Origin of the sequence: Pseudacidobacterium ailaaui (assembly GCF_000688455.1) — a bacterium.
Lineage (GTDB): Bacteria > Acidobacteriota > Terriglobia > Terriglobales > Acidobacteriaceae > Pseudacidobacterium > Pseudacidobacterium ailaaui.
Map to the genome: position 1 here is coordinate 3,315,921 of NZ_JIAL01000001.1, position 25,994 is coordinate 3,341,914.

The window sequence follows — 25,994 nt, forward strand, 5'->3', positions numbered from 1 at the left end:
AAATGGGGAACTCGCGCGCAGTAAAGAGCGGAGCTTTCAATGCAGCACTCCTCAGACTGACAATCTCAGGGGTGCTCTTAGGTTGCTGTACAGGATTCGCCCAGTCCGCTCCTCTGCCGCCGGGCACCAGTCTTGATGAAACAGCCCCGGTCAAAGACCCTGGCCCGCTGGCAAAAGCCGAAGATGCCATTGCCAACAAAGATTATGATCAGGCGAGAAGTTTGCTCGACCCGTATCTTTCGGCCCACCCCGGAGACGCCCGCGCACTTTTCGACCGGGGATTTCTAGAAGACTCTCAGGAACATGACGAAGCGGCGGTCGGATACTACCAGAAAGCCATTGCCGCCGACCCCAAGCAGTTTGAATCACACCTTGCGCTGGGCCTGGTCCTGGCCCGTGAGGGGAAACAGAAGGAAGCTGGCGAGCAACTGATTGCCGCCACAGAGCTTGAGCCAAATCCACCGGATCCAGCGGCCAAGGCCCAGGCCTTTCGCGCCCTGGCGCAGCTTGACCGCAACAGCGATCCGGATGCGGCCAAGCAGGCATTACTTCATGCCCTCCAGATCAGCCCGGAAACCCCGGACGATATTCTGCTGACCGGGGAAATCGCCGAGGCCGAAGGGGACCTGGCCTCAGCGGAGACTGCCTACCGGCGCGCCCTGCAACAGCAGCCGGAATCTTCGGCGGCAACCGCAGGGCTGGCCCATGTTCTGATTGCGCAAAAAAAATATTCCGATGCGGAACCCTTGATTCAGGCTGCGCTCCGTCGAGACCCTGACGATCCGGCCCTGAATACGCAGATGGCCCTTGTCCTGAGCGCAGAGGGCAAACAGGATGCGTCTGTTGGCGTGCTGGAAAAGCTGCACCAGTTCAAGCCGGAAGACGACTCCATCAGCAAAATGCTGGCAGATGCCTATGCAGCCAACGGTCAGCCAGACAAGGCAGCCGCCCTCTACGCGCAATTACTCAAGTCCAGGCCGGAGGACCCTTCGCTGCTGGCGGCCTATGGCGACAGCCTTGTCCGGCAGCAGCACTATGCTGAGGCCCTCCCTGTCCTACAAAAAGCGGTCGCGCTGAAACCGGATGACGGGAATGCCTGGAGCGGACTGGCTTTTGCTGCCTCTCAGCAGCACAACTACCAGCTTGTGCTCGATTCTCTTTCCGCCAGATCAAAATATCTGCAAGAAACCCCCGCTACCTACTTCCTTTGGGCAACAGCTTACGATAATCTTCATCACACAAAGCAAGCAGCCGATTATTACAAACTGTTCCTGGCTGCTGCCAAGGGTCAATTTCCTGACCAGGAGTGGCAGGCAAAACACCGACTGATTGCTCTTGGTTACAAGTAGCCGGTAACGTTCCCCGTGGCACCGTAAGGAGGTGCACCATGCGGTCCGTAGCAGTTGCAGCAGCAGCGCTTCTGTTCATTCCGTGTAGATATGCGTGTGCCGCAACGGAAAAGGTCCCCGATCCACAGACGCTCCAGCAGCTCGAAGTGAAGGCAGACCATGCCTCTCCGAAAGAGCAGTGCTTTCTTTATGCCGAAATCGTCCACGACATGACAGAAATTGCCGGGCAGGAATTCTCCAGCGGCAATTTTGCGCAGGCATCGCTCACCTTGAAAGGGATCCAGGCCTATGCGCAGAAAATCCATATGGGCATGGCAGAGGACACAAAGAAACTGAAGAACGCCGAAATCCTGATGCGCCACACGGCGTATCGGCTGAATGAAATTTTGCACAGCGCATCGCTTGATGACCGTCCTACGCTTGAGTCCACGCTGAAGCAATTGGACAAGGTACAGTCAGAGCTCATGATGCAGGTGTTCAAGCATTAAGCCCGACGTCGGGGACGAGTTGGTCCGAAAGCACAAAGAATGGACCACTCCTGTTTTCTGACTGCGCACACGCAGACAAAAGCCCACTGTGCCGCATTTGCAGCGATAGCTTCCTGCCGATGAGACCAGCGCCCCTTCCGCGTTTTGAATCTCGAATCAGGAGATTGCAAAACGGGGAATCTCAGCGCCTGCCACCTCGGGCTTCAAAATTGGCGAATCCCCTTTTACGTACCCAATTTTGCCGGCGGCAATCTCTTCCTGTGCAATTCGGCATGCCTTGCTGGATTTGGTGGCCACAAGAGGGGTTGACCCGCTTTGCAACTGCCGCGCACGGCGCGCAGCCACCAGAACGTAACGGAAATTACTGTCGAAGGTCTGTTCCACGCTCATCGTCCGGTCCTCCCAATGAACTACGGTTTCACTGGCTCCGGGGCGGGCAATCCAAAAGCCAGAAGGACGGGCCTGACCCGTTCGTCTGTATTCTGTTGCCGGCAGCTTTCGGCCAGTTTCACCAGACGTTCCTGGTCCGGGGCCGGCGTAAGACCGGCCCTTTGGAGACGTTCACTGGTGACAATGGCCAGAAGCTCCTCTTCCGCCCGAGCCAGCACATCGTTGACCAGAATATAGCCGTATTCGCGATAATTCTCAATCTCCTGTCTGGCTTCAGCCAGCCGGCGGGCGATGACTTCTTCCTGAATGCTGCCTTCCGCCCGGCTACGGTTTCGCAGCCGGGTGGCCAGAATATCGGGGCTCGGCGGCATCACAAAGATGCTTACTGCCTGGGGCACTTTCCGGCGCACCTGTGCGGCGCCCTTGACGTCGATGTCTAAAAGAAGGTCCTTGCCATGGGCCTGGGCATCGGCCAGCGAGCGACGTGCCGTACCATAATAGTTCCCGAAGACATCGGCATATTCCAAGAATTCATCATTCTGGATCATGCGTTCGAATTCCTGGCGGGATATGAAGTGATACTCTCGGCCGTCTTCTTCCGAGCCGCGCGGAGCACGCGTGGTATAGGAGACGGAAAATTCAAGATTATCCACCAGGGAGCGAATCTGGTTTACGAGCGTAGATTTTCCCGATCCAGAAGGAGCGGAGATGATAAATAAAATTCCAGCCAATGCCTCATCCTCAGCGATTTTGTTTCTGTTCCCTGGTTCCCCGTACACCGGGCGGCAGAGATAGGAGCTTATTCGAGATTCTGCACCTGTTCACGCGCCTTCTCGATCTCGGATTTCATGCCCAGACCTATTTCCGTAATGCTGGCGCCATTGCCAGAGATGCCGCTGGTCTTTGACAACAGGGTATTGGCTTCGCGGTTCATCTCCTGCAAAAGGAAGTCCAGCTTTTTCCCTATTTCCCCGCCCTGGGCCAGCAGGGATTCAAAATGCGCGATGTGCGTGCGCATCCGCGCAACCTCTTCTTCCACATCGCTGCGCTCGACCAAAAGCGCCGCTTCCTGCAATATGCGGTCGCGATCAAAACTGCCTCCGGTGATTTCCAGGAGCCGCTGGCTGAGCCTTTCAAAATAAGCTTTCTGCACGTCTTCGCGGAAGGCGGCAACCTGTTCCACATATCCTGTCAGCCGCTGCAATCCTTTGCGCAATTCGTCGGCAAGGGCCTCACCTTCCGCCATTCTCATGCCGTTCAACGCTTCCAGCAGTCCGTCCAGTTGCTGCATCACAGAGGTCTCTACGGCCTGCATTTCTTCCTCGGAATTACGCGTATCGCCGGTGAGGACGCCGGGCAGACGGAAAATTGCATTCAGGTCCGGTTCGCCCGAAAGGCCGTGCTGTTCTGCCGCACTGCGGAAGGCAGCGACATAGGCAGCAATCATGCTGGCATCAAACCGCGCCTCGGTCCTGACGCTGCGGTCGAGGGAAAGCGTGACTTCGACATGTCCGCGCCGGACCTTTTCTTTGAGGGCTTTGCGCAGGCGCATCTCCAGCGGCTCAGTGCCGGCGGGCAGTCGCAGATGCAGATCAAGAAAACGGTGATTGACGCTCTTCAGGCCCAGGGTATAGCCCAAAGATTCTGAAATGCGCACCGAAACGCGCGCAAATCCCGTCATGGAAAATATTTTTGCAAAACTCATAGGTCAAATTTCAATCCATCACGGCAGTGCTGCTGCTGGCTCGTCCATAAACTGCAACTGATACAGCTTCTGATAAGTCGGCGAGATACGCAACAGTTCTTCATGTGGTCCGATGGCTGTGATGCGGCCCTGCTCCATGACGGCAATGCGGTCAGCGCGCCGGACCGTCGAGAGCCGGTGTGCAATCACCACGACCGTCCTTCCCTGCATGAGGTTGCTCAAAGCCGCCTGCACCAAGGACTCGCTCTCAGCATCCAGCGCGGAGGTGGCCTCATCCAGGATCAAGATGGGAGCATTTTTCAGGATGGCGCGGGCAATGGCCAGTCTCTGCCGCTCGCCTCCGGAAAGGCGAAAGCCCTTTTCTCCGATGATGGTGTTGTAGCCTTCCGGCATCCGCATAATAAAATCATGCGCCAGCGCCGCACGGGCAGCATCTTCCACCCGCTGCATGGGCACATCCGGCTGCCCGTAGGCGATGTTGTTGCGGACCGTATCGTTGAACAGGATGGTCTCCTGCGTGACCTTGCCGATCTGGTCCCGTAAGGAGCGGAGGCTCACATCGCGAAGATCATGTCCATCAATGAGGATACGTCCTGAGGTCACGTCAAAGAAGCGTGGAATCAGATTGACGAGCGTAGACTTCCCGGCCCCGCTGGGGCCAACCAGCGCCACCACTTCGCCACGCCGGATCTCCAAATTGATCTCATGCAGGACTTCTTTCTCGCCTTCATCGTCGCTATAGGCAAAACCGACGTTCTCAATTTTGATGGAGTCCTGAAATCCCCTGAGGTGGTAGGCACGGTGTTTCTCAAGCAGTTCGTCCTGCGCATCCATAAAGGTGAAGATTGCTGAGGAAGCACCAAGGGCCTGCTGAAAATTGTTGTAGAAGATCGCAAAACGCCGGACCGGATCGTATAGCTTAAACAGCGCCACAATAAAGGCAAAGAACGTGCCTTCCGTCATGGCCCCGCTCTTGATTTGTCCACGCCCAACCAGCAGCAGCAAAGCAATGGCAATGGCCCCGATGGAGTCCATGAGCGGTGAGCTGATGGCCTGGGCGCGCACCGAGCGAAGGTTCGCCTTGAAGAGCCGCTTCGCGGCGTCGCGAAAACGCAGAAGCTCCCAGAACTCCATATTGAAAGCCTTCACAATACGGTTTCCGGTAATTGTCTCGTGTAGGATGTTCTGGATTTCCGCCAGTCTGTCCTGGCCTTTCCGGGTTGTCTGGCGTACGTCACGGCCGATGCGTCGAATTGAGCCGATCACGACTGGCACGAAAATCAACAGTGCCCACGCCAGTTTGCCGCCCAGGGCAATGACCACACCCGTGGTGAAAATCAGGGTAAAGACCTGCTGCAGGAACTCCGACAGCACAGAAGACATCGCATACTGCACTCGTTCCACGTCATTGATGAGCGTGGAGAGCAGGGTCCCGGTGGCGTGTTTCTGAAAAAAGGAAACCGAGCGCCGCAAAATGGCCTCATACAGGTCATCGCGTAAATCGGTAATCATGCCGAAGCCGGCGTAATTCACAAGATACGTTCCGGCATAGTCGCAGATGCTCTTGAGCAAAGTAGAGATGACCAGCGCGAAAGCAACAATGGTCCACTCATTGTGGAAGTACGAGGGAACGAACTGCTGGAGCGTGAACTGATCGTGCGTGCCTGGGATCCGATAAAGGAGTATTTTCTGGTCCGCGCCGCCGGGGTTCAGCACGTGGTCGAAAATGGGTTTTACCAGGAGCACGCGGAAGGCCTCCAGCAGCCCCACTACCGCCATCAGAATGATTGACGCCAGCGCCTGCCACCAGTAATGGCGCACATAATACAGCAGACGCAGGATGTTCCTCATGAAAGTCCAGCGCCTGCCTGCCAGAAAAGTTTCATCCCGTTATTTTACCGCCCGGCGCATGGCCCGTCGTCTCTGTTCTAAGATGAAGGCGATGCAATTTACGACCGAAAAGCTCAGACCCAGCCAGATTTCTCCGCACATTGTTCAGTCTGAGATTCGCGCCATGACCGTGGAGTGCGACCGTGTGGGAGGAGTGAACCTGGCGCAGGGTGTCTGCGATACCGGAGTTCCCTCTCCCGTCATCGAGGCGGCAATCCAGGCCATCCATGACGGTCGAAACATCTACACACGGCTGGACGGCATTGCCCCCTTACGGGAAGCCATTGCCCGCAAACTGGAACGCTACAATAAAATCCTCGCAAGTCCGGACGACGAAATTCTGGTCACATCAGGTGCGACCGGGGCATTGTATGCTGCCTGCCTGGCCTTGCTGGACCCTGGCGATGAGGTGGTGCTGTTTGAACCTTTCTATGGGTACCATGTCAACACCTTGCTGAGCCTCCGCATAAAACCGGTCCCCGTGCCATTGTTGACGCACCACTGGGAGATTGACTTTGAAAGACTGCGCGCCGCCATTACGCCCCGCACCCGGGCGCTTATTCTTAATTCCCCATCGAACCCTTGCGGAAAGGTCTTCACTCAGGGCGAACTGCAGCAGATCGCTGAACTTGTGCTTGAGCACAATCTCTTCCTGTTCACGGACGAGATTTATGAGTATTTTCTCTTCGATGGAACCCAGCATCTCTCTCCGGCCTCTCTGCCGGGAATGGCCAGACATACGATTACGATTTCCGGTCTGTCGAAGACCTTCAGCATGACTGGATGGCGTATTGGCTATCTGGCTGCCGACAAACGCTGGATGGGCCCCATTGCGTATTTTCATGATCTGACCTACGTCTGCGCCCCCTCACCCTTCCAATATGGCGCAGCGGCAGGGTTGATGGAACTGCCAGACAGTTTTTACCAGGACCTGTCGGCCGAATATCAGAAAAAGCGCGACATGCTGTGCGCCGCTCTGTCCCATGCCGGTTTTTCTCCTTCCATTCCTCAAGGCGCATATTATGTTCTGGCCGATGTCAGTCCTGTTCCCGGCCGCACCGCGCGCGAAAAGGCCCGGAACCTGCTGGCGTCCACCAGTGTGGCCGCCGTGGCCGGAACTGCTTTTTTCAGCCAGGGGCGGGGCGAAGAGTTGCTACGCTTTTGTTTCGCGAAAAAAGACGAAGACTTGCAGCGCGCATGTGATCTGCTGCGGCAATCCAGACCATGAAGACGCGGTCCATCCGTCGCTGAAAGCGCCGCCCAGGCTTTATTTCAGGTCGCGCCAGTTACTTCCTATGCCGCATTCGGCGATGATCGGCACCTTCAGTTCGACAACGTGTTCCATCTCCTGTTTCACCAGGGCCAGCACCACGTCGGCCTCCTCGACGGGAACATCGAACAGGAGTTCGTCGTGGACCTGCAGAATCATCTGCGTGCGCAGATGCTCCTCGGCCAGCCTGCGGTCAATCCGGACCATAGCCAGCTTAATCAGGTCTGCGGCCGTTCCCTGTAAGGGCGTGTTGATGGCCGTGCGCTCGGCAAATCCGCGCAGGTTCGCATTGCGGCTTTGTATGTCAGGAATCGGCCGGACACGTCCAAAGAGTGTGCGAACACGCTGCTCGCGCCGAACCTCATCGAGCATCCGATCAATGTAGGCCCGGACGCCCTGATAGCGGGCAAAATAGGTTTCGATATACAACCGTGCCTCGTGCTGGTCAATGCCAAGCTGCGCGGCCAGCCCAAACGGCGAGATGCCGTACACGATGCCAAAATTCACCGCCTTTGCGCGGTTTCGCATCTCTTTGGTCATCCTGTCTACAGGAATGCCAAAGACCTCAGAGGCTGTGAGCGTATGGATGTCCTGACCCGTCTGATAGGCCTTCACCAGCAAGGGGTCCTCAGAAAAATGCGCCATCAGCCGGAGCTCAATCTGCGAGTAGTCGGCGGAGAGCAGCAAGTGCCCTGGAGCAGGAATGAATGCTGCGCGAATTTCGCGCCCCAGTTCGGTCTTGACCGGTATATTCTGCAGATTCGGATTTGTGGAAGACAATCTACCCGTTGCCGTCCCTACCTGATTGAACGTAGTATGCACACGACCGTTGCTGTCGGCCAGCAGCGGCAAAGTGTCAATGTAATTGGATTTCAGCTTAGCAAGCTGGCGATATTCGAGCACCAGCCGTGGAACATCATTCTGACCAGCCAGCTCTTCAAGCACATCCTGCGCCGTGGAGACCACCTTTCCCTTGCCGTATTTGAGCGGCTTGGGTAGACCCATTTTGTTGAAAAGGACTTCTCCAAGCTGCTTTGGCGAATTGATATTAAAACGATGTCCGGAGCGTGCAAAAATCTCTTCTCCGATGCGGTGGATCTCTACCGAAAGCCGTTCGCCAATCTCGCGCAGGACCCCGGAATCAATCCTTACCCCCGCCTTTTCCATCCGCAGCAGAATCGGGACCAGTGGCAGGTCTATGGTTTGATACACGTCACGGGCCTTCAGCGCGTCCACTTCCTCGCGCAGAACCGGAGTCAGCGCATGGATGGCCTGGGCCGCTTCCGTAAGCTGCTTCTCACCGGACTGCTGCAGCGGATGGCTGCTGAAGCGTGCAGCGATATCACTCAGCCGGTGTGAGGCATGGGTCGGGTTCACCAGATACGAATAAAGCATCAGGTCGTCCACCGCGCCGCGCAGGCACACACCGTGGTTTTCCAGGGCCCGGATGGCGCCCTTCAGGTCGTGGACATGCTTGATGACAGAAGCATCTTCCAGCAGCGGTTTGACTGCATCCAGAGGAACAAGCAGCGCGCGGCCCTCCTGTGCAGCAACACCAATGCGATACTCCTGCAGGTCGGACGATTGAACTTCGGCCTGCTCTGCTAAGTCCAGCAAAGACAGGGCCTTCTTTTCCGGTGCCTGTTCTTCGGCAGAGGCGGCCTCCTGCTCACTGACTTGCTCTGCAATGGCCGTATGCTCCGATTCAGGAACAGCCAGCGCAAATCCGCTTGCGCGCGCCTGCATCAGGAACTCCGTCAGTTGTTCCTGGGAAGGTTGAAGTATGTGCTCAACTTCTTTCTCCGGGGCGGTCGGAGCAAGCTCCTTGAGCAGAGTGGTAAACTCCAGCTCGCTGAAGAGTTGCCGGCACGCAGGTACGTCGGGTGCCTGCGTCCGCATCGCCTCAAGGTCGAGCTCCACTGGCACCTCGCAATGGATGGTCACCAGCTCCTTGCTGAGCAGAATTGTCTCGCGATTGTTTTCGAGCGACTCACGATATGTTTTGCGCTTTACCTCTGAGGCGCGCTCCAGGGCCGCTTCGACGCTGCCAAACTGCTGGATCAACTCAACAGAACCCTTGTCCCCGATGCCGGGAGCGCCTGGGACATTGTCTATGGCGTCGCCGCGCAGCGCCATGACATCGATGACTTTCTCTGGAGGCACGCCCAGCGTCTCTTCAACTTTGGCACGGTCGAGGACAAGATTTTCCTTGACCGGATTCAACACCTGGATGCGTTCGTCGACAAGCTGCAGCATGTCCTTGTCATTGGAGACGATAAATACGGGGTGTCCCTCGTTGGCCGCCTTCTTCGCCAGCGTGCCAATCACATCGTCTGCCTCATAACCCTCGGCCAGCAGAATGGGGATGCGGAAAGCTTCCAGCGCACGCCGGATATAGGGCAACTGCTGGAGAAGATCGGGTGGGGTTTCCGTGCGCGTGGCCTTATATCCCGCATATTCCACCTCGTCAAAGGCCTGCGTCCGGATATTGAACTTTCGGATCGTCGTCATTGCCTTTGCCCGCTCGTCGCGAAAAACAGGCGTGCTGGGATCAAAGACGGCTGCAAGGAACTGCGGCTGAAAGTCCCGCCGCAATTTGTTGATCATGTTCACAAAGACATAGGTCGCCGCCGTAGGTACCCCGGTACGTGTTGACATCGGCCTCTGCCGCTGCATTGCATGATAGGCGCGGAAGATGAACGACATAGAATCGAGAAGAAAGACGGGCGGTTTTCTGGCGTTTGCAGAGGACATCAGAGTCGAGTCTATCGCAAACAAAAACGGCCTGCCCTGAGACCAGGCAGGCCGCGAAAAACAGAGTCAGTCAAGCACGGAGGCATATTCCTGTCGCAAAGCCTGCGCGGCGGCGCACATATTTTTCAGAGACGCCACTGTCTCCGGCCAGTTGCGCGTCTTCAGCCCACAATCCGGATTGACCCACAGCTGCTCAGGACGTACCGCTTCCAATGCCCTGCGCAGGAGCTGCTCGATTTCGTCTTTTCCCGGAATGCGTGTCGCATGAATGTCATACACGCCGGGTCCAATTTCATTTGGATAACCGGCTTCACGGAAGGCCTGAAGCAGCTCCATGCGTGAGCGTGCAGATTCAATCGAGATGACATCCGCATCCAGGGCCGCAATCGCGGGGAAAATATCGTTAAACTCGCTGTAGCACATGTGGGTATGAATCTGGGTTGCGTCACTCACCAGAGAAGTCGCCAGACGAAAGGCCGCCGCGGCCCACTCCAGGTACTCGCTCCAGGCAGCTTTGCGCAGCGGCAGTCCTTCGCGTAGGGCCGGCTCGTCTACCTGAATGACGCGGATCCCGGCGGCCTCCAGGTCGCGTACTTCCTCACGCAGAGCCAGGGCAATCTGAAAGGCCACATCCTTTCGCGAAAGATCGTCGCGCACAAAGGACCATTGCAGGATGGTCACCGGACCGGTGAGCATTCCCTTCATCGGTTTCTGTGTCATGGACTGGGCCTTGCTGCTCCAGCACACAGTCATAGGCGCTGGGCGAAACACGTCTCCATAGATGATGGGGGGCTTGACGCAGCGTGATCCGTAGCTCTGCACCCATCCGTTTGCGGTAAATGCAAAGCCGGCCAGTTGCTCGCCAAAGTATTCGACCATGTCATTGCGCTCAAATTCACCATGAACCAGCACGTCCAGACCGATTTCTTCCTGCACACGGATGCAAGCGGCCATCTCCTGCTCCAGATAGGCATGGTACTCGGCCGTGGCCATTTCGCCTTTACGCCACTTTGCCCGGGCCTTGCGTATCTCTGTGGTCTGCGGAAAAGAACCGATGGTCGTGGTTGGAAACAGGGGCAAGCGCAATGTGGCGCGCTGCTTCTCCCTGCGTTCCGGGTAAGGCGCGCTGCGGCGGAAATCCTTCCGTTGCAACGATGCGGCAGCTTCCCGCACAGCCGGAACACAGGCCGAGGCGGCCCTTCCCCGTTCCTGAAGAATGCGATGGCGATCGGCAAAGGCCGCAGGAAAGCTCTTTGGTCCACCGGCAATCCACCGGACCTCTTCCAGCTTCTGCAGGGCAAAACTCAGCCACGGCTTCAGGCCTTCCGGCAGACTGTCTTCGCCACGGACGTCTACAGGTACGTGCAGCAGTGAACAGGACGGCGCAATCACAACCCTGTCTTCGCCGACGGCCCGCGCGGCGCGCTCAGCCAGCGCATGCGCTTTGTCTAGGTCGCAGGCCCAGATATTGCGTCCATCCACGCAGCCCAGACCCAGTATCTGCTGTGGCCGGAGTGCCTGCAAAGCGGCATCCAGTTGCTGTGGCGCCCGTACAAGGTCCAGATGCACTCCAGACACGGGCAAGGAGAACGCGAGATCGAGATTCTCTCCCAATCCTTCAAAATACGTGGTGAGCATTATCTTTAGCGGGACCTTCGCCAGACGCTCATAAGCCATGCCGTAGGCCCTTCGATAGGGGACAGGCAGGTCCGTCGCCAAGTGCGGCTCATCTATCTGTACCCATTCCACCCCTGCTTTATACAAAGAATGCAGGAGAGCATGGTAACTTTCCAGCAGAGCAGGAAGCAGATTCAAGGGGTCTGTTCCATCCACGGACTTCCCCAGCAATAAAAGCGATATGGGCCCAAGCAAAACGGGCCGAGAATGGACCCCAAGGTCTTCGGCGTTTTTGATTTCGTCCAGAATTTTTCCGGGATTGGTCTTGAAGGAAAGATTGCGCGACCATTCAGGGACCAGATAGTGATAGTTTGTATCGAACCATTTTGTCATCTCCATCGGAGACTGATGCTGGCTGTTGCGGGCCATCTCAAAATAGCGCTGTAAGGTGACTTCGTCGTTGCCGAAGCGCTCCGGCGTGGCACCCAGGGACACAAGCATGTCCAGCACATGGTCATACAAGGAAAAATCATTGGATGGAATGAAGTGGATACCGGCCTGCTTCTGGGCAAGCCAGCGATCGCGCTTCAATGCATGAGCAGTAGCCAGCAGTGCATCTTCGCCGCTCTTACCCTGCCAATATGATTCAAGAGCAAACTTGAGTTCACGACGCGCACCGATGCGCGGATATCCGAGATTCGCGGTTTTCAGAGACATGAGAAGTGGTTCCTTTGCAAATCAAATTGGAACCATCTGCGCGCAGGGACCAGTATCAGTGGCCCATTCCCCGAGGCCAGCCGACAAGTATGCGCACGCGATGGCGCTGCGCAGGCCGGTATTCGGACTCTGGGCCTTCTACTGGGCGCCGCTTCCCATTCATCGCTGAACAGTGCGTGGTTGACAGCCAACCGTGCGCTTTTCGCTCCCATCACCGCTGCGGGACAGTGCCGGAATTGCACCGGCTTCCCGTTTAACAGGGCCAAAGGGCCCTGCACCTGCACGTCTTGAGTCTACACTGCGCAGCGGCCATTGGTGAGAAGAGAGAGAGATGTTGTGTGTCCTTCAATATCCGTTGGCAATCAGGTATTCCAATGTCAACTCAGAAGCGGCCGTCTTTTGCCGGCGCTCCTGCTCAAAAAACTTCAACATGACGTCAGCCTCCAGATTTACCGGATCTCCAGGTTTGAGCGTATGCAGATTGGTATGCGCATACGTGTGCGGAATGATCGCAATGGTCACCGTGCTGCCATCAAATTTTGCAACGGTAAGGCTGATGCCCTCGATCGCAATTGATCCCTTTTCGACAATATATCGCGCCACGCTGTCTGGTACCGAAACCCGCAGCCACCAGTCTGTTACGGACAGATCCGCAGCGGACGAAACAGGCTCCAGAGAGAGCAGGGTGCCAGTCGCATCCACATGCCCCTGCACCACATGTCCACCCAATGGAGTGCCTGCCGGGGTGGGGAGTTCAAGATTTACCACTGATCCCGGCTTCAGTCTTGCAAGCGAAGTCCGCGCCACAGTTTCCTCTGCCAGATCAGCATAAAAAACCGGAGGATCTGCCGAAATATCCAGCGCGGTGAGGCAGACCCCGCTGACGGCCACAGAATCCCCTTCCCGCAGCTTTTCGGCCACTTTTGGTGCGGAAACCGCAATGCGTCTGGTACCTGCGCGGTCTTCCAGGCTGAGGACCTTTCCGGTAGCTTCAATCAGTCCGGTAAACATACTTTCTCCTGCTTCCAAGGGTCGTGCAGATATGCTTCCAACAGTACATCCTGTTCGATTGTCTTTGAGCAGATGCGCTGCGGCTCCTTGAGGACACTCGCCTCTCCGGAAAAAAGGGGGACTCCGTGTTCGCCGAGGAGCACTGGAGCATAAAACAAACTGAGCTTGTCCACGATCTGCGCTTTCATCGCAGCACTGTTCAGATGCGCCCCACATTCCAGCATCACGTTAAGCACATTGCTGTGAGCCAATCTGTGCACCACCAACTTCAGTGGGACGCGACCGTCCTGTCCGGAAAGCTGTTCCACGCGGATGCCGCGGGCGTCCAGCTCGCGTAATTTCTCTGCGGGGGCGCGTTCCGTGCAGAAGACCATCACATCATCTTTGGCTGTCTGCACCAGCCTGCAATCGAGAGGCAAGCGCAACGATGAGTCAAGCACCACCCGCAGCAATGGCCGGCGGCGCGGCAGACCACTGCGATCTGTAAGCAAAGGGTCGTCAGTCAGGACCGTGCCGATCCCGGTCAGAACGGCGTCTGAGGCATGGCGCATTTCCTGCACAATCGCGCGCGATGCCTCACTGGTGATGTAGTGCGGTTTTCCCTTCGGCACAACTCCAGGAGCGGGAGCAATGCGTCCATCGAGCGACACGCCGGCCTTCAGAGTGATCAAGGGTAGTCCGGTGACGATATATTTCGCAAAGCCATCATTGATTCTGCGCGCTTCGTCCTGCAGAACGCCGACCTCAACAGAAATGCCTGCTTTACGAAGCTTCTCCACTCCCTGCCCATGGACCGCTGGATTCGGATCGCAGGTCGCCGCCACAACCCGCTGCACCCCGGCCCGGATGAGGGCATCGGCGCATGGCCCGGTCCGTCCGTGATGGGAACAAGGTTCGAGTGTGACATAGGCCGTCGTTCCGCGGGCCTTTTCTCCAGCCTGCCTGAGTGCCACGATTTCGGCATGGTCCAATGCATCATATTGATGAAAGCCCTCACCTACCAGCCTTCCGTCACGCTGGACCAGCACACATCCCACGGCGGGATTTGGAGAAGAGACACCAACAGACTGCCGCGCAAGGTCAAGCGCTCGTCTCATCCAGCGGATGTCTTTCTGCATCTGGATTCACGCCCCCAGAAGGGAATCCACGAAGGCGCTGCTATCAAAGGGCAGGATGTCTTCGAGCTTCTCACCCACGCCGACATAGCGGACCGGAAGCTTTAGCTCACGTGCAATGGCCACCGCAATCCCTCCTTTGGCCGTGCCATCGAGCTTGGTGAGCACGATCCCTGTTACGCCGGCAGATTCTGTGAAGATCCGCGCCTGTTGCAAACCGTTCTGTCCGGTCGTCGCATCCATCACCAGAAGGACTTCATGCGGGCCATCCGGGACAAGGCGTCGCGTAGTACGCCGCATCTTGTCAAGTTCCGCCATCAGTCCGTCTTTTGTGTGCAGGCGTCCGGCCGTATCCACGATCAGCACATCTCGGGCACGTGCTTTTGCCGCTTGGAGCGCATCGAACAATACTGCGGAAGGGTCGCCGCCCTGGCGGCCCTTGATCATCTCTACGCCACTGCGCTGGCTCCAGACCTCCAGTTGCTCCATGGCCGCAGCACGGAACGTATCCGCAGCGCACAGTAAGACGGTCTTGCCCTGAGAGCGATAGAACGCAGCCAGCTTGCCACTGGTCGTGGTCTTGCCCGTTCCGTTTACGCCTACCATCATGATGACGGCTGGAGGCGCTGGCACAAAGGGCGCAGGGCGCTGCTGCGCATCCAGAATGCCCTGGATCTGCTCTTTTAAAAGGGACTTCAGTTCTGCGCCATCGCGAATCTGCTGCCGTTTGGCCCGCTCGCGCAGATGGTCGATGATTTCCGAGGTGGTGGTCACACCCAGGTCTGAGGCGAGCAGGCTCATCTCCAGATCTTCCAGCGCCGACTCGTCTACTTCGCGCGTCAGGGCCATGACGCTTTCAATCCGGTCACTCAGGTTCTCGCGGGTGCGCGAGATCGCCTGCTTCATCCGGTCGAAGATACTTTTCTTTTCTGGTTCTTCAGCCTCTTTCAGGCTGCCAAAGAGTGTTTGAATCATGGAAAATACCGCTGCTTCAAGTGTAGCAATCTATTCATCACGTCCTGGACGCGCCATCAATTCGCGCATTGCGTCCTGCGGTGATTTTTCTTCGTTCAGGATCGCAGCCACCTGCTCGGTAATCGGCATTTCCACTCCATAGCGCCGCGCAAGGCCCAGGGCCGCCGATGTGGTGCGCACACCTTCAGCTACTTTTCCCTTCAGTCCGGCCAGGATTTCCGAAAGCCTTCGTCCCTTCCCCAGCTCGGCACCGACGGTGCGGTTGCGGGACAATGCACCGGTACAGGTAAGCACGAGGTCCCCTACGCCGGAAAGCCCGGCCAGTGTTTCGCGTCTACCTCCGCAGGCAACCGCAAGGCGCGTTGTTTCTGCAATACCACGGGTAATGATCGCTGCCACACTGTTGTGTCCAAGGCCCAGACCGGCGGCAATCCCGGCGGCAATGGCGATGACGTTTTTGAGCGCGCCGCCCAGCTCCACTCCGACCAGATCATCGTTGGTATAAAGACGCAGTGTCTGGCTTCCAAACTCGCGCTGGATGCCGGCGGCCAGATCCGTGCTGTCAGAAGCAATCGTAATCGCCGTTGGCAGTCCAGCAGCCACTTCCTGGGCAAAGGAGGGCCCACTCAAGACCCCGAGCGGCAAGTGCAGACCAAAACCCCCGAGCACATCCAGAATCACCTGACTCATGCGCAGCAGGGACCCATCCTCAATCCCTTTCGTTGCACTGACCAGCATCTGCCCGGGCCGAAGATGCGGAGCAAACTGCGTGTACGTTGCGCGCACATGGTGCGATGGCACCACGCTGACAACAATCTCAGCCCCATCCAGGGCCTCCTGGATGCTGGAAGTGGCGGAAATGATCTTCGGTATGGGAAAGCCGGGAAGAAAGGCCCGGTTTTCACCGTATTCCCGGATGCCCTCACTCACTTCCATCGCGTGGGCCCACAGGGTGACTTCATGGCCGCCGCGCCTGGCAAGACTGATCGCGATGGCTGTTCCCCATGCTCCGCTGCCCATCACTGCAATGCGGCTCATGCAGCGGCTTCCTTTGACTTCCCAAAGCGATACTCCGTGCCATGCAACAGCCGCCGGATGTTCTGAGAGTGTTTTGCAATCACAAGGACCGGCACAATCAGAATCACGGCGGTCAGCCACAGGTTGTATGTCTCGCGATGAGGCAGAAGAAATGCAAACAGCGGAAAGGCGGCAGCGGCCAGAATGGAGGCCAGTGAAACGTAACGGAACAAGACAAAAACCAGAACAAAAACGCCGAGTCCGGCCATTGCAGGCGGCCATGCCAGCGCCAGAAAGACGCCCAGCGCTGTTGCCACGCCCTTGCCCCCTTTGAATCGCAGCCAGACAGGAAAGATGTGCCCCAGGATGGCAGACAACGCAGCCAGCGCAGCCGCATTCTGCGCCGGAACGGCGGGAAATACCCACTGCGCGAGAAGGACAGCCAACGCACCTTTCAGCGCATCCAGCAGAAACGTGAGGGCGCCTAGTCCTTTTGCTCCGGAACGAACAACATTGGTAGCACCGATATTGCCGCTGCCTTTGGCGCGGATGTCCTCTTTCCGGAAAACGCGCACCAGAACATAACCAAAGGGCACAGACCCTAGCAGATACGCGATCAACGCAATTACAAAATATGGGACCACTAGCATCGCGATTCTGAGTGTAGCAGCTACATCAGCCTGCGGCGTACCATGTCGAGCGCCTGCTGGGTGGCATAAAAACGGACGCGTTCGCGATCGCCGGCAAAGTTTTTCTCAACCACCTCAGTCTGTACGCCATCGCTCAGGGCGATATAGACCAGGCCCACAGGTTTCTCCTCGGTCCCGCCCGTAGGGCCGGCGATTCCTGTAATTCCTACGCCATAAGTACTTGAACACCGGCGTCGAATGCCCTCGGCCAGAGCTGCGGCCACTTCCCGGCTGACGGCGCCGCGCATCTCAATCAATTCTTCCGGCACCCCGGCAAACTCCGTCTTCAGCTCGTTGCTGTAGACTACGGCCCCACCTAGAAAAGACCGGGAACTGCCGCTGACGCTGGTCAGGCGTTGCGCCAGCATCCCTCCCGTACAGCTTTCTGCCACAGAGAGAGTGGCACCGCGCATTTCCAGATAGTACAGGACAATCTGCTCCAGGCCCTCTCCCTGCGAAGAATAGACAAAATCATCCAGTTCGTCCTCAATGCGGCTGGCCAGTTCATGGACGCGCGCTTCAGCATGTTCTTTCCGCGGATGACGGCACATGAGCGTAATCTGAATGTCCCCTGCTCCGGCAAGAATGGTCGTCTCCACATCCGGATATTGGGTATAAATTGGGGCAATCCGCGAGTCGCAAAGCGATTCGCCGATCATGGCCGCTTTGAGTGTCCGTGTCGCGATGTGACGCACAGGCAGCACGGCGCGCAGACGCGGCATACACTGCTGGTCAAACATCGGCTTGATTTCTCTGGGAGGCCCGGGAAGCAACATGCCCAGCTTGCGGTGACCTGCAAAGACCGTGTCCAGCCACTGCCCGGGCGCGGTGCCATGCGGGTTCTCAAGCACCTCCGCACCTTCGAGCATGTCGGCCTGCTTCAGATTATTTTCCGTCAGCGTCCAGCGCCGCTGCGCCGCACGTGCGTAGAGCTGTCCCACGATGTCTGCGTCGCGCTTTAGTTTCGTGCCCAGCACGTCTGCCCAGGCCTCGCGCGTCAGGTCGTCCTCGGTCGGCCCCAAACCACCCATCGTGATCACAATGTCGGTGCGGCCCAACGCTGTCCGGATGGCGGCGGCGAGGTCTTTTCTACGATCACCCACGATGGTTTTGAAGGCAACCACGACACCGATTTCGTTGAGCCGTTCGGTCAGATACAAAGAATTGGTGTCCTGCCGCCAGGGGGTAAGCAGTTCAGAACCAATGGCAATGATTTCGCATTTCATGAGCAGGCAGGACCAGAAAAGTCAGAAAGGCCGCAGCCCTTCCACTCCCAAAGGTAAATGATACATGGCCGTGCTCGTGGCCAGAACCATGTCCCCGCCGGGAGCAAAGGCCAACCCGACCAGTCCGGTCCCGGCAATCACAAGCGAGGCCTCCTTCTCCGGCGTAATGCGCACGACGCCGCGTCTTCCCTGCCAGGATGCGCAGACATACAGGTTCCCGCTGATATCAAAGGCCATGCCTTGAGGACGTCCCAGCCCGCGGAAGAAGACCGTCGTATTGCCGTCGCGGTCAATGGCGTAGAGATTGTCGTAGCTTGAAGTCGTCGGCCCGGCCACATACAGCACCTCATCGGGCCCGAAGGCAAGGTGATAAGCGGAAACACTGGGTTCCAGCGTGGCGAAGACAAAGATCTGGCGGTCGGGGGCAATCTTGAAAATCGTGCCGCTGCGGTCGCCGACAAACAGGTTCTGTTCGCTATCAAAGGCGATCCCGGTGGCAATCCCCATGCCCTCGGCAAACTGAGTGTAGATGCCGTTCGGCGAAACGCGATAGACCACCCCATCATTTCGCGAGGAAACGTAGAGAAAACCTTCTGGATCTAACGCCAGTCCGGTTGCATTCATGATTCCTGTAACAAACGGCCGCATCTCGCCATCGGAACCAATCCGGAAAACCGAAACCGGGGTCGACTGGCCCCTGGGCCCGGACAGTGTGGCGTAGATGTTTCCTTCGCGATCGACTGCCGGGTTGGCCACGATATGGACATCTGTTGCGATCATGCCTCCAACCATGAGGCGGGCATCGTTGCTCTGTGCCCCATTCTGCAGAACGCGAAGGTTTCCGGTTTCTGCTTCCTCGGGGACCTTCAGGCGAATGCGACGGCTTCGGCTCAAAAGGAGAGGCGCAGCCAATTGTCCCAGCATGACTACCGGCTGTCTTTGGGCGACCGGGCCAAGGCTTGCGCCAATCAGCTCTACCTCGCCGCCGGGGATGGCCGCGGCCGGCACTACGGCCTCAATTCTGGGTGTTTCCTGCGTATTTGCTTTTGTCCTAGCCATGTCCTGAAACCAGCGGCGCATTGCCATTTCCTACCACCAGTGATGTATCACAACAAATATCACCAGCGCATAGGTCCCGGCAGCCACATCATCGAGCATAATGCCTGTTCCGCCATGCAGGCGTTCGAGTTGGCGCGCCGGCCACGGTTTTATGATGTCGAAAATACGGAAAAGCAGCAAAGCCAGCAGAGCATGGGACCATTCCGGCGGAGAGGCGGCAAGCGCGATCCATTGTCCGCAGACCTCATCCAGCACCACGTGGCCGGGGTCCTCGCGGCCGCTTTCCCGTGCCACAATCGTGGCTGCCGGTACCCCCACCAGCAGCGCCAACAGCGCGCCCGCCAGCGAAAAGACAGCCACTCCCGCGGCAGCAAGGTGCGCGCTCCGGCAGACCAGCAGCCAGAGCAGCACAGCGGCGATTGAACCCCAGGTGCCGGGTCCTGGTCTTCCCAGCCCAGCACCGAAGAATGTCGCAGAGATCCAGGCCCAGCGTGTTTTATTCTTCGTCATCGTTCTTTTGGGGCTTTTTGGCCGACTCGAAATCTTCCAGAACTTCCGGATCGAGTACGGGAGAAGTGATGCGATAGGCCCCGCTCGCCCATTTACCCAGATCAATGAGTTGACAGCGCCCGCTGCAAAATGGAAAATCCGCCCCTTCGGGCACTACAATCGTCCCGCAGGTGGGACAACGGAGGACTTTTCTGTTTTTGGAAGGCCGTCTGCTCATGCACTCTGAATCACCCGCGCGATCACGTCATACTCATGCGCTTCGGTGATCTCACACTCATAAAACTTGCCTGCCTCAATGGCTTCGTAGGGGCCAAAGTCATTGATGTAGACTGTCCCATCGATTTCCGGAGCGTGGAACTGCGACCGGCCCTGCCACAAAAGCGGGGTTTCTTCCGATTCCCCCTCCACAAGTACAGTCATCGTTCTGCCCACCCATTGCTGCCTGATCGTTTTGCTGATGCCCTTCTGTAACCGCATCAACGCACGCTGCCGCTGTTGGATGACCTTGGCAGGGACCTTCTTCCCCAGAGAAAATGCGCCGGAACCTTCCTCATCGGAGTAGCCAAAGACACCCAGCCAGTCAAACTTTGCCAGGCGGACAAACTCCTGCAAGGTCTCGAAATCCGTATCGGTCTCACCTGGAAACCCCACAATGAATGAGGTGCGCAGCGCAATCTCAGGAACAGCCGCACGTACCTTTTCAAGCATCTTCAGAAAGATTTCCGCATTCGCACCACGCTTCATGCTTTTCAACACTGGTGCAGAAGCGTGTTGCAGCGGAACATCCAGATACTTGCAGATGTTTTCGTGCCGCGCGATGGTCTCCAGCAGACGGCCTGTGATCTTGTTCGGATATGCGTAAAGAAAGCGCAGCCAGCGCAGTCCCTCAATGCCAGCCAGCCTCTCCAGCAGCAGTGCGAGACCGTCCTTCAGACCCAGGTCTTCGCCATAGCAGGTTGTGTCCTGACCGATGAGGGTGATCTCCCGGACACCCTGTGCGACCAAGCTTTCTGCCTCCGCCACGACAGATTCAAAATGACGGGAGCGGAATTTTCCCCGCAGGTTCGGAATCACACAAAAGCTGCATGGATGGTCGCACCCTTCGGCAATCTTGATATAAGCGGAAGGACCACGCGTTGCCAGAAGCCGCGGAGTGGTGTGGTCATACAGATACTGCGGGAGCGCAGCCGTAGCGCCGTCCCATTCGCTGCGCGCAAACCGTCCCTGGGCCTGGCGGCGCTCGCCCTCGGCCCGCGCAACCGTACCGGTGAGAATCTGGAACGGTGATGCAGGCTTCAAGGCCGGCTCGGGAGCATGCAAACCTGCCGCTGCAAGAATTTGTTCGAGCTCTCCCGTTCCTATAACCGCGTCGACTTCCGGAATATTTTTCTGAATTTCATCGCGGTATCGCTCCACCAGACATCCGGCCACAATCAGCTTTTGTGCCTTGCCTTCGGATTTATACTGAGCCATTTCCAAAATCGTATCTACGGATTCCTGTTTGGCTTTGTCGATAAAGGAGCAGGTGTTGACGACCAGCACGTCTGCCATATCTGGCGACGTGACCATCTGCGCGCCCGCCTGATGGAGCAGGCCCATCATCACCTCGCTGTCCACAAGGTTTTTGGGACAGCCCAGGCTCACAAAACCCACCTTCAGCGGCTTGGACGGAGCTTCGTTTTTTGGGGAATCGAGGACGCTGGTATCAGCGCCGTCGAGAAGAGATTGCGTCACACTCTTATTTTACTGGAAATCCTCTGAAAACCTCGACCGTCATCCGGACCGGAGCGCAGCGCAAGTGGAGAAAGCTGCAATCTTTCCAAAGCCGTGTCCTCTTTGAGGGCCGCCCCAAACTGATTGCGAAACGGCACATCGGGCACCTGCAAAGGTGATATGATCACTAGTGTGCCGGGTCCTGCGCGACGCAATCCCGCCAACCCCGCCAGGTCCGGAAGGAAGCAACGGTAACGGGCCAGTGCGTGTGCAGCAGGTTCCCCGGTGCACTGGTTTTTCCTTCCCCTTCACAACAGAACTTTTGCATTTTCCACCTCACCCACCTCTGCCTTTCATAGACACCACGCAATCTCCTCATAGAAAATAAGTTTTTACTTTGTACCTGATGGAGAGAACCCTTTGAGCCTTACCTTGCGTCCGAAACAGGCGCGACGCGCCAAGATCAGCGCCCTCGGCACCTATGTTCCACCCCGGACCCTTACCAACGCCGATTTAGAAAAGATGGTTGAAACCAGCGACCAATGGATCGTGGAGCGTACCGGCATCCGTGAACGTCACCTGGTCGAAAAAGGACAGGCCACCAGCGATATGGCCGTCGAAGCTGCAAGAAAATGCCTGGCGGAACGCGGCGTTACTCCGGAGGAAGTTGAGGCCATCCTTGTCGCAACCGTAACGCCGGACATGATGTTTCCCTCCACTGCCTGCCTGGTCCAGAACAAGCTTGGGGCAAAAGGGGCCTGGGGCTTTGACCTCTCGGCCGCATGTTCTGGCTTTGTCTATGCCCTTCAGATGGGCACGAAACTCGTAGAGTCTGGCGCACACTCCAAGGTCCTGGTCATCGGCGCAGACACCATGTCTTCCATTATTGATTACACTGACCGGGCCACCTGCATCCTGTTTGGAGACGGAGCGGGCGCTGTTCTGATCGAACCTGCCTCTGAGGGCGAAGTCGGCATGGTGGATTATGTGCACGAAATTGATGGCTCCGGTGCCTGCTCGCTTTACATGCCCGGAGGCGGCAGTCTTCACCCTTCCTCAGCCGAAACCGTCGCCAAAAAGATGCACTATGTCCACCAGGACGGACAGGCGGTCTATAAATACGCGGTGCGGAAAATGGCGGAAGCCACGGAAAAGGTCCTGGAACGCAACGGACTCAAGGGGACCGACCTCGGCTGCTTCATTCCACACCAGGCCAACAAACGCATTATTCTCTCTACTGCTGAGCGCCTGGGAATGCCGACTGAGCGGGTCATCATCAACATTGATCGCTATGGAAATACCACCGCGGGCACGATTCCCATTGCCATGCAGACCGCACGCGAAGAAGGCCGGTTAAAGAAAGAGGACCTGGTGCTGATTGCGAGCGTGGGCGCGGGTTTTACGGTCGGGGCCGCGCTGCTCCGCTGGGAAATTTAGCCACGAGCTTCCGGTCTTTGTCCTCGGCCTTCAGGGACCCGCATCCCGGGCCGGGGACGAACAACTGGTCACAGCAGATGCAAGCTTTTGTTTGTGCTGGTCCTGACGGTATTTCCACACTCCGAGCAGAACTGCCGCGGCCAGAAGCCCGAGAAAGCTCCACAGGATGACATGGGACCATCCTGCGACATAGCTCGACCACAGCTTCCCTACGTGGCGGCCGTAGGTTGCTCCCAGCCAGACGATGGCCCCGTACCGCAGCGTCCGCGCTGCGGTACGGGGCCCATAAAAACTGCTTCCGTGCCACTCCCAAGGCACCGGCGGCCAGCAGAAAAGGCATCAGCGGAATGGGCGGAGGCAGAATGGCGGCCGTAGCCACGCTGGCAGGTCCGTGGTGCTTCACCCATCGTTCCAGGCGCGCGAGAAACCGTTTGGGCACATGTTTTTCCAACATGGCCTCTCCACCTTTCTTTCCGGCGCTCCAGGTCAGAGAGCCACCGAGTACGCTGCCACCCACGCTGGCCACCACCAGCAGCCAGGGAGCGGTATGACGCGCGGCCAGAAGCAGAACAAGGATGTCCGTGCTGCCGGGAAGAGGCAGAGGAACCAGGGACGCATCCAGCATGGACACCACAAAGACTCCAAGTGCACCAAAATGGACCAGCCAGTGAGGGACAGCAGCAGGATGCCCGTGTACGCGCTGAAGAGGACTCACGCAGTGTAGGACGCAGATTTTCCCGCACAAGTCGTGTGTGAGGAGTGAAAATTCACAGCCAGCCCGAACCTAAAGAAAACGCAGTTGCGGGACACCAGGCAGTGCTCCGCACTCGGTCCCATAGCGATAAAAAAGCCGCAGTCCTTCCAGGCATTCCTCATCCAGATGGTAATGAATGTTTTGTGTAAGATAACTCCGGACCGTTTCGGCTGGAAGCGGCAGGCGCGCGGTCCACTCTCGCACAAGGTCTTCGACATGCTCCAGTCCGTGGTCGCGTGATTGCTGAAAGTCACCAACGATTTGCTGCGCGTCCACGGGGAGGTCCCGGACGGCCCAGAAGGCCGACACCCAAGCCGTTCCGGTCCACTTCTTCCATTCCTGGCCCAAGTCCAGGTACAAAAGCTTCTCTCCGGTGCGCTCCTCACGCGCCCTGCGATCTTCCAGTGCGATCAGCGCTGGATCTCCGATGAGCAAAGCAGCGTCGGCTGCCCGCAGCATGGCTTCCAGATCCGGGGCAAAAGGAACAAACGCAACGCGACGGCGCCAAAAGTGATGGAACAGAATCCGTGTATAGGTTGCCGAGGTGCGGGAGGACGTATCAAGAGCAACCTTGTTGACTGCTTCGATTCCGTCAGGGTGACGGACCACCAGGACAATCGAGCGGATGGCCCCCAGAGATGCGATGGCGCACCCAGGCACAATCTTCCAGGAAGGGGAGGATGCATAGGCCGCCACCGGAACCAGTCCAATGTCAGAGCTCCCCTGCGCCAGCTCCTCGGCACACTGCGCGGGCGTCGTTTCATGGAGAACATAACGCTGCGCCAGTCTGATTTTTTCCGGAGCATGCTCAAAGTCCCACATCAGCGGTGCGGGATTCAGAAAACGGATGGCTGCGATGCGAAGAAGACCCACTTCATAGTGTAGCAATCCGAGAATGCAATCGTTTCCACAAATCAGATACAATGGCCGACGAATTCAATTTCTACAAGAAAGTGAGCTGCCATACATGATGCTCGACCGCAGGACCTTCATGAGGATGACTGCCGCTGCCGCCACAACAACTTACTTAAAACCTCTTTTTGGACAAACTCAGGCCACGGCCCCCCGCTCGCCGAATGACCAGATTCATCTGGCACTGATTGGCGCAGGCATTCAGGGGCAATTTGATACAAGTGTTGCCGTGCAGGTCCCTGGGGTGAAACTGGTGGCTGCGGCAGATTGCTATGACGGCCGTCTTACTCACTGCAAGGAACTCTGGGGGCAGGACATCTTCACCACTCGCGATTACCGGGAAATTCTGGCCCGTCCGGATGTGGACGCCGTGCTGATCGCCACGCCGGACCACTGGCACAAGCAGGCCGCGGTGGATGCGATGAACGCGGGCAAGGACGTGTATCTGGAAAAGCCCATGATCCACCTGTATTCTGATGGGCCGGAGATCATCGCTACGGCGCGCAAGACCAATCGCATCCTTCAGGTGGGGAGCCAGCGGGTCAGCTCCATTGTTTACGCGAAAGCAAAGGAGCTTCTGGCTTCCGGGATCATTGGCAAACTCAACATGGTCAGTGCCTACTGGGACCGCAATTCCGCCATTGGGGCATGGGACTATTCCATTCCGCTTGATGCCTCAGAGCAGACCTGTGACTGGCCGCGCTTTCTGGGTACAGCCCCCAAAGTTCCCTGGAACGCCGAGCGATTTTTCCAGTGGCGTAAGTGGAAAGACTATGGTTCCGGTGTAGCTGGCGACCTGTTTGTCCATCTCTTCAGCGGAACGCACTTCATCACGGGCGCGAATGGACCAACGCGCGCCATGGCCACCGGTGGTCTGCGCTACTGGAAGGATGGTCGGGACGCTTACGACGTGCTGCTGGCGCTGTTCGATTATCCCCAGGAGTTCAATCTGGCCCTGCGGGTAAATTTTGTAGACGGCGGCGAGGAAAGCGAAGGCTTCCTGTTTACCGGATCGGAAGGCCAGATGGCGATTGCCGGCAACTCCGTCACCGTGACGCGCGTCCCCCCAGCCACTGAGCCCGGCTACACCGTCTCAACTTTCGCTGATGCCATGCAGCGGCAATACATTGAGGAATACCGCAAGAAATATCCCGTCAAACACTTCACCGGTGCACCACCAGCGGCAGTAGAAAAATTTGCTGCACCTGAAGGCTACCTGGACAGCTATGACCACTTTCACAATTTCTTCAATGCCGTCCGCAACCGGACGCCCGTGGTGGAAGACCCGGTCTTTGGCTTCCGCGCAGCCGGAGCGGCCCTGCTCGCGAATGTCAGCGTGGACCGCGGCAGCGTCGTTCACTGGAACCCCGAAACCATGAAGATTGAAAGGGCCTGA

The 25,994-nt window shown here is 57.5% G+C and carries 23 protein-coding genes, 1 other RNA gene and 1 riboswitch; of the genes, 6 read left to right on the forward strand and 18 right to left on the reverse strand.

The annotated features are described in order from the left end of the window. Positions 1–2: 2 nt before the first annotated feature. Both N655_RS19285 and N655_RS0114850 read left to right on the forward strand, forming a co-directional pair. Complete coding sequence (locus N655_RS19285; protein ID WP_162173564.1) at positions 3–1,349, forward strand: tetratricopeptide repeat protein; 1,347 nt, start codon at positions 3–5, stop codon at positions 1,347–1,349. Positions 1,350–1,387: 38 nt separating this feature from the next. Further along, entirely contained in the window at positions 1,388–1,837 is a 450-nt protein-coding gene (locus N655_RS0114850; RefSeq protein ID WP_026443617.1) for a hypothetical protein, read from the forward strand. 156 nt (positions 1,838–1,993) lie between these two features. On the opposite strand, the gene rpoZ is transcribed toward N655_RS0114850, so the two are convergent. From rpoZ to N655_RS0114870, 4 genes are all read right to left on the reverse strand, one after another. Beyond that, positions 1,994–2,227 (reverse strand): DNA-directed RNA polymerase subunit omega, encoded by a 234-nt coding sequence (gene rpoZ, locus N655_RS0114855; RefSeq protein WP_026443618.1) that lies wholly within the window; start codon positions 2,225–2,227, stop codon positions 1,994–1,996. Between the two features lie 20 nt (positions 2,228–2,247). Continuing rightward, positions 2,248–2,958: a guanylate kinase gene (gene gmk / locus N655_RS0114860; protein ID WP_026443619.1), complete on the reverse strand. Its 711-nt coding sequence runs from the start codon at positions 2,956–2,958 to the stop codon at positions 2,248–2,250. 68 nt (positions 2,959–3,026) lie between these two features. Beyond that, positions 3,027–3,932 (reverse strand): YicC/YloC family endoribonuclease, encoded by a 906-nt coding sequence (locus tag N655_RS0114865; protein ID WP_026443620.1) that lies wholly within the window; start codon positions 3,930–3,932, stop codon positions 3,027–3,029. 18 nt (positions 3,933–3,950) lie between these two features. Beyond that, positions 3,951–5,783 carry an ABC transporter ATP-binding protein gene (locus N655_RS0114870; RefSeq protein ID WP_026443621.1) on the reverse strand — a complete coding sequence of 611 codons (1,833 nt, stop codon included), beginning with the start codon at positions 5,781–5,783 and terminating at the stop codon, positions 3,951–3,953. Between N655_RS0114870 and N655_RS0114875 the strand changes: the two genes are divergently transcribed. Next, positions 5,782–7,050 (forward strand): pyridoxal phosphate-dependent aminotransferase, encoded by a 1,269-nt coding sequence (locus tag N655_RS0114875; RefSeq protein ID WP_349509498.1) that lies wholly within the window; start codon positions 5,782–5,784, stop codon positions 7,048–7,050. The genes N655_RS0114870 and N655_RS0114875 overlap by 2 nt on opposite strands. A gap of 39 nt (positions 7,051–7,089) precedes the next feature. Here N655_RS0114875 and polA read toward each other — a convergent pair whose 3' ends face one another. From polA to rimO, 12 genes are all read right to left on the reverse strand, one after another. Then, on the reverse strand, positions 7,090–9,846 hold the full coding sequence (polA, locus tag N655_RS0114880) for a DNA polymerase I (RefSeq protein WP_044934798.1): 2,757 nt from the start codon (positions 9,844–9,846) through the stop codon (positions 7,090–7,092). Between the two features lie 66 nt (positions 9,847–9,912). Next, positions 9,913–12,180, reverse strand: coding sequence for a 5-methyltetrahydropteroyltriglutamate--homocysteine S-methyltransferase (metE, locus tag N655_RS0114885; protein ID WP_026443624.1), 2,268 nt, complete (start codon positions 12,178–12,180; stop codon positions 9,913–9,915). A 96-nt stretch (positions 12,181–12,276) separates the two neighbouring features. After that, positions 12,277–12,477: riboswitch (cobalamin riboswitch) on the reverse strand. A gap of 48 nt (positions 12,478–12,525) precedes the next feature. Further along, on the reverse strand, positions 12,526–13,191 hold the full coding sequence (locus N655_RS0114890; protein WP_026443625.1) for a riboflavin synthase: 666 nt from the start codon (positions 13,189–13,191) through the stop codon (positions 12,526–12,528). Further along, positions 13,176–14,309 carry a bifunctional diaminohydroxyphosphoribosylaminopyrimidine deaminase/5-amino-6-(5-phosphoribosylamino)uracil reductase RibD gene (ribD, locus tag N655_RS0114895; protein WP_026443626.1) on the reverse strand — a complete coding sequence of 378 codons (1,134 nt, stop codon included), beginning with the start codon at positions 14,307–14,309 and terminating at the stop codon, positions 13,176–13,178. The genes N655_RS0114890 and ribD overlap by 16 nt, the downstream gene beginning before the upstream one ends. A gap of 6 nt (positions 14,310–14,315) precedes the next feature. Then, a complete protein-coding gene (gene ftsY / locus N655_RS0114900; RefSeq protein WP_026443627.1) occupies positions 14,316–15,281 on the reverse strand; it encodes a signal recognition particle-docking protein FtsY in 966 nt (321 codons plus the stop codon). A gap of 30 nt (positions 15,282–15,311) precedes the next feature. Next, positions 15,312–16,319, reverse strand: a complete 1,008-nt coding sequence (locus N655_RS0114905; RefSeq protein ID WP_026443628.1) for an NAD(P)H-dependent glycerol-3-phosphate dehydrogenase — start codon at positions 16,317–16,319, stop codon at positions 15,312–15,314. Further along, a complete protein-coding gene (plsY, locus tag N655_RS0114910) occupies positions 16,316–16,948 on the reverse strand; it encodes a glycerol-3-phosphate 1-O-acyltransferase PlsY (protein WP_044934802.1) in 633 nt (210 codons plus the stop codon). The genes N655_RS0114905 and plsY overlap by 4 nt, the downstream gene beginning before the upstream one ends. Before the next feature lie 20 nt (positions 16,949–16,968). After that, on the reverse strand, positions 16,969–18,213 hold the full coding sequence (locus N655_RS0114915; RefSeq protein WP_026443630.1) for a competence/damage-inducible protein A: 1,245 nt from the start codon (positions 18,211–18,213) through the stop codon (positions 16,969–16,971). Between the two features lie 21 nt (positions 18,214–18,234). Beyond that, entirely contained in the window at positions 18,235–19,272 is a 1,038-nt protein-coding gene (locus N655_RS0114920; protein WP_026443631.1) for an SMP-30/gluconolactonase/LRE family protein, read from the reverse strand. 30 nt (positions 19,273–19,302) lie between these two features. Beyond that, positions 19,303–19,782 carry a phosphatidylglycerophosphatase A family protein gene (locus tag N655_RS0114925; RefSeq protein ID WP_026443632.1) on the reverse strand — a complete coding sequence of 160 codons (480 nt, stop codon included), beginning with the start codon at positions 19,780–19,782 and terminating at the stop codon, positions 19,303–19,305. After that, positions 19,769–19,999, reverse strand: coding sequence for a DNA gyrase inhibitor YacG (locus N655_RS0114930; RefSeq protein ID WP_026443633.1), 231 nt, complete (start codon positions 19,997–19,999; stop codon positions 19,769–19,771). Before N655_RS0114930 ends, N655_RS0114925 begins: the two co-directional genes overlap by 14 nt. Then, positions 19,996–21,516, reverse strand: coding sequence for a 30S ribosomal protein S12 methylthiotransferase RimO (gene rimO, locus N655_RS0114935; RefSeq protein WP_081823744.1), 1,521 nt, complete (start codon positions 21,514–21,516; stop codon positions 19,996–19,998). The genes N655_RS0114930 and rimO overlap by 4 nt, the downstream gene beginning before the upstream one ends. 172 nt (positions 21,517–21,688) lie before the next feature. On the opposite strand from rimO, the gene ffs reads away from it, so the two are divergent. Both ffs and N655_RS0114940 read left to right on the forward strand, forming a co-directional pair. Then, positions 21,689–21,786, forward strand: an RNA gene (gene ffs / locus N655_RS20130) — signal recognition particle sRNA small type. Positions 21,787–21,915: 129 nt separating this feature from the next. Further along, entirely contained in the window at positions 21,916–22,932 is a 1,017-nt protein-coding gene (locus N655_RS0114940) for a beta-ketoacyl-ACP synthase III (protein ID WP_026443635.1), read from the forward strand. On the opposite strand, the gene N655_RS19290 is transcribed toward N655_RS0114940, so the two are convergent. Both N655_RS19290 and N655_RS0114950 read right to left on the reverse strand, forming a co-directional pair. Further along, positions 22,895–23,647, reverse strand: a complete 753-nt coding sequence (locus tag N655_RS19290; protein WP_049961466.1) for a YqaA family protein — start codon at positions 23,645–23,647, stop codon at positions 22,895–22,897. The two genes, N655_RS0114940 and N655_RS19290, sit on opposite strands and share 38 nt — an antisense overlap. A gap of 69 nt (positions 23,648–23,716) precedes the next feature. Next, a complete protein-coding gene (locus N655_RS0114950) occupies positions 23,717–24,559 on the reverse strand; it encodes a menaquinone biosynthetic enzyme MqnA/MqnD family protein (RefSeq protein WP_202900345.1) in 843 nt (280 codons plus the stop codon). 118 nt (positions 24,560–24,677) lie between these two features. Between N655_RS0114950 and N655_RS0114955 the strand changes: the two genes are divergently transcribed. Then, on the forward strand, positions 24,678–25,994 hold the full coding sequence (locus tag N655_RS0114955; RefSeq protein ID WP_238324775.1) for a Gfo/Idh/MocA family protein: 1,317 nt from the start codon (positions 24,678–24,680) through the stop codon (positions 25,992–25,994).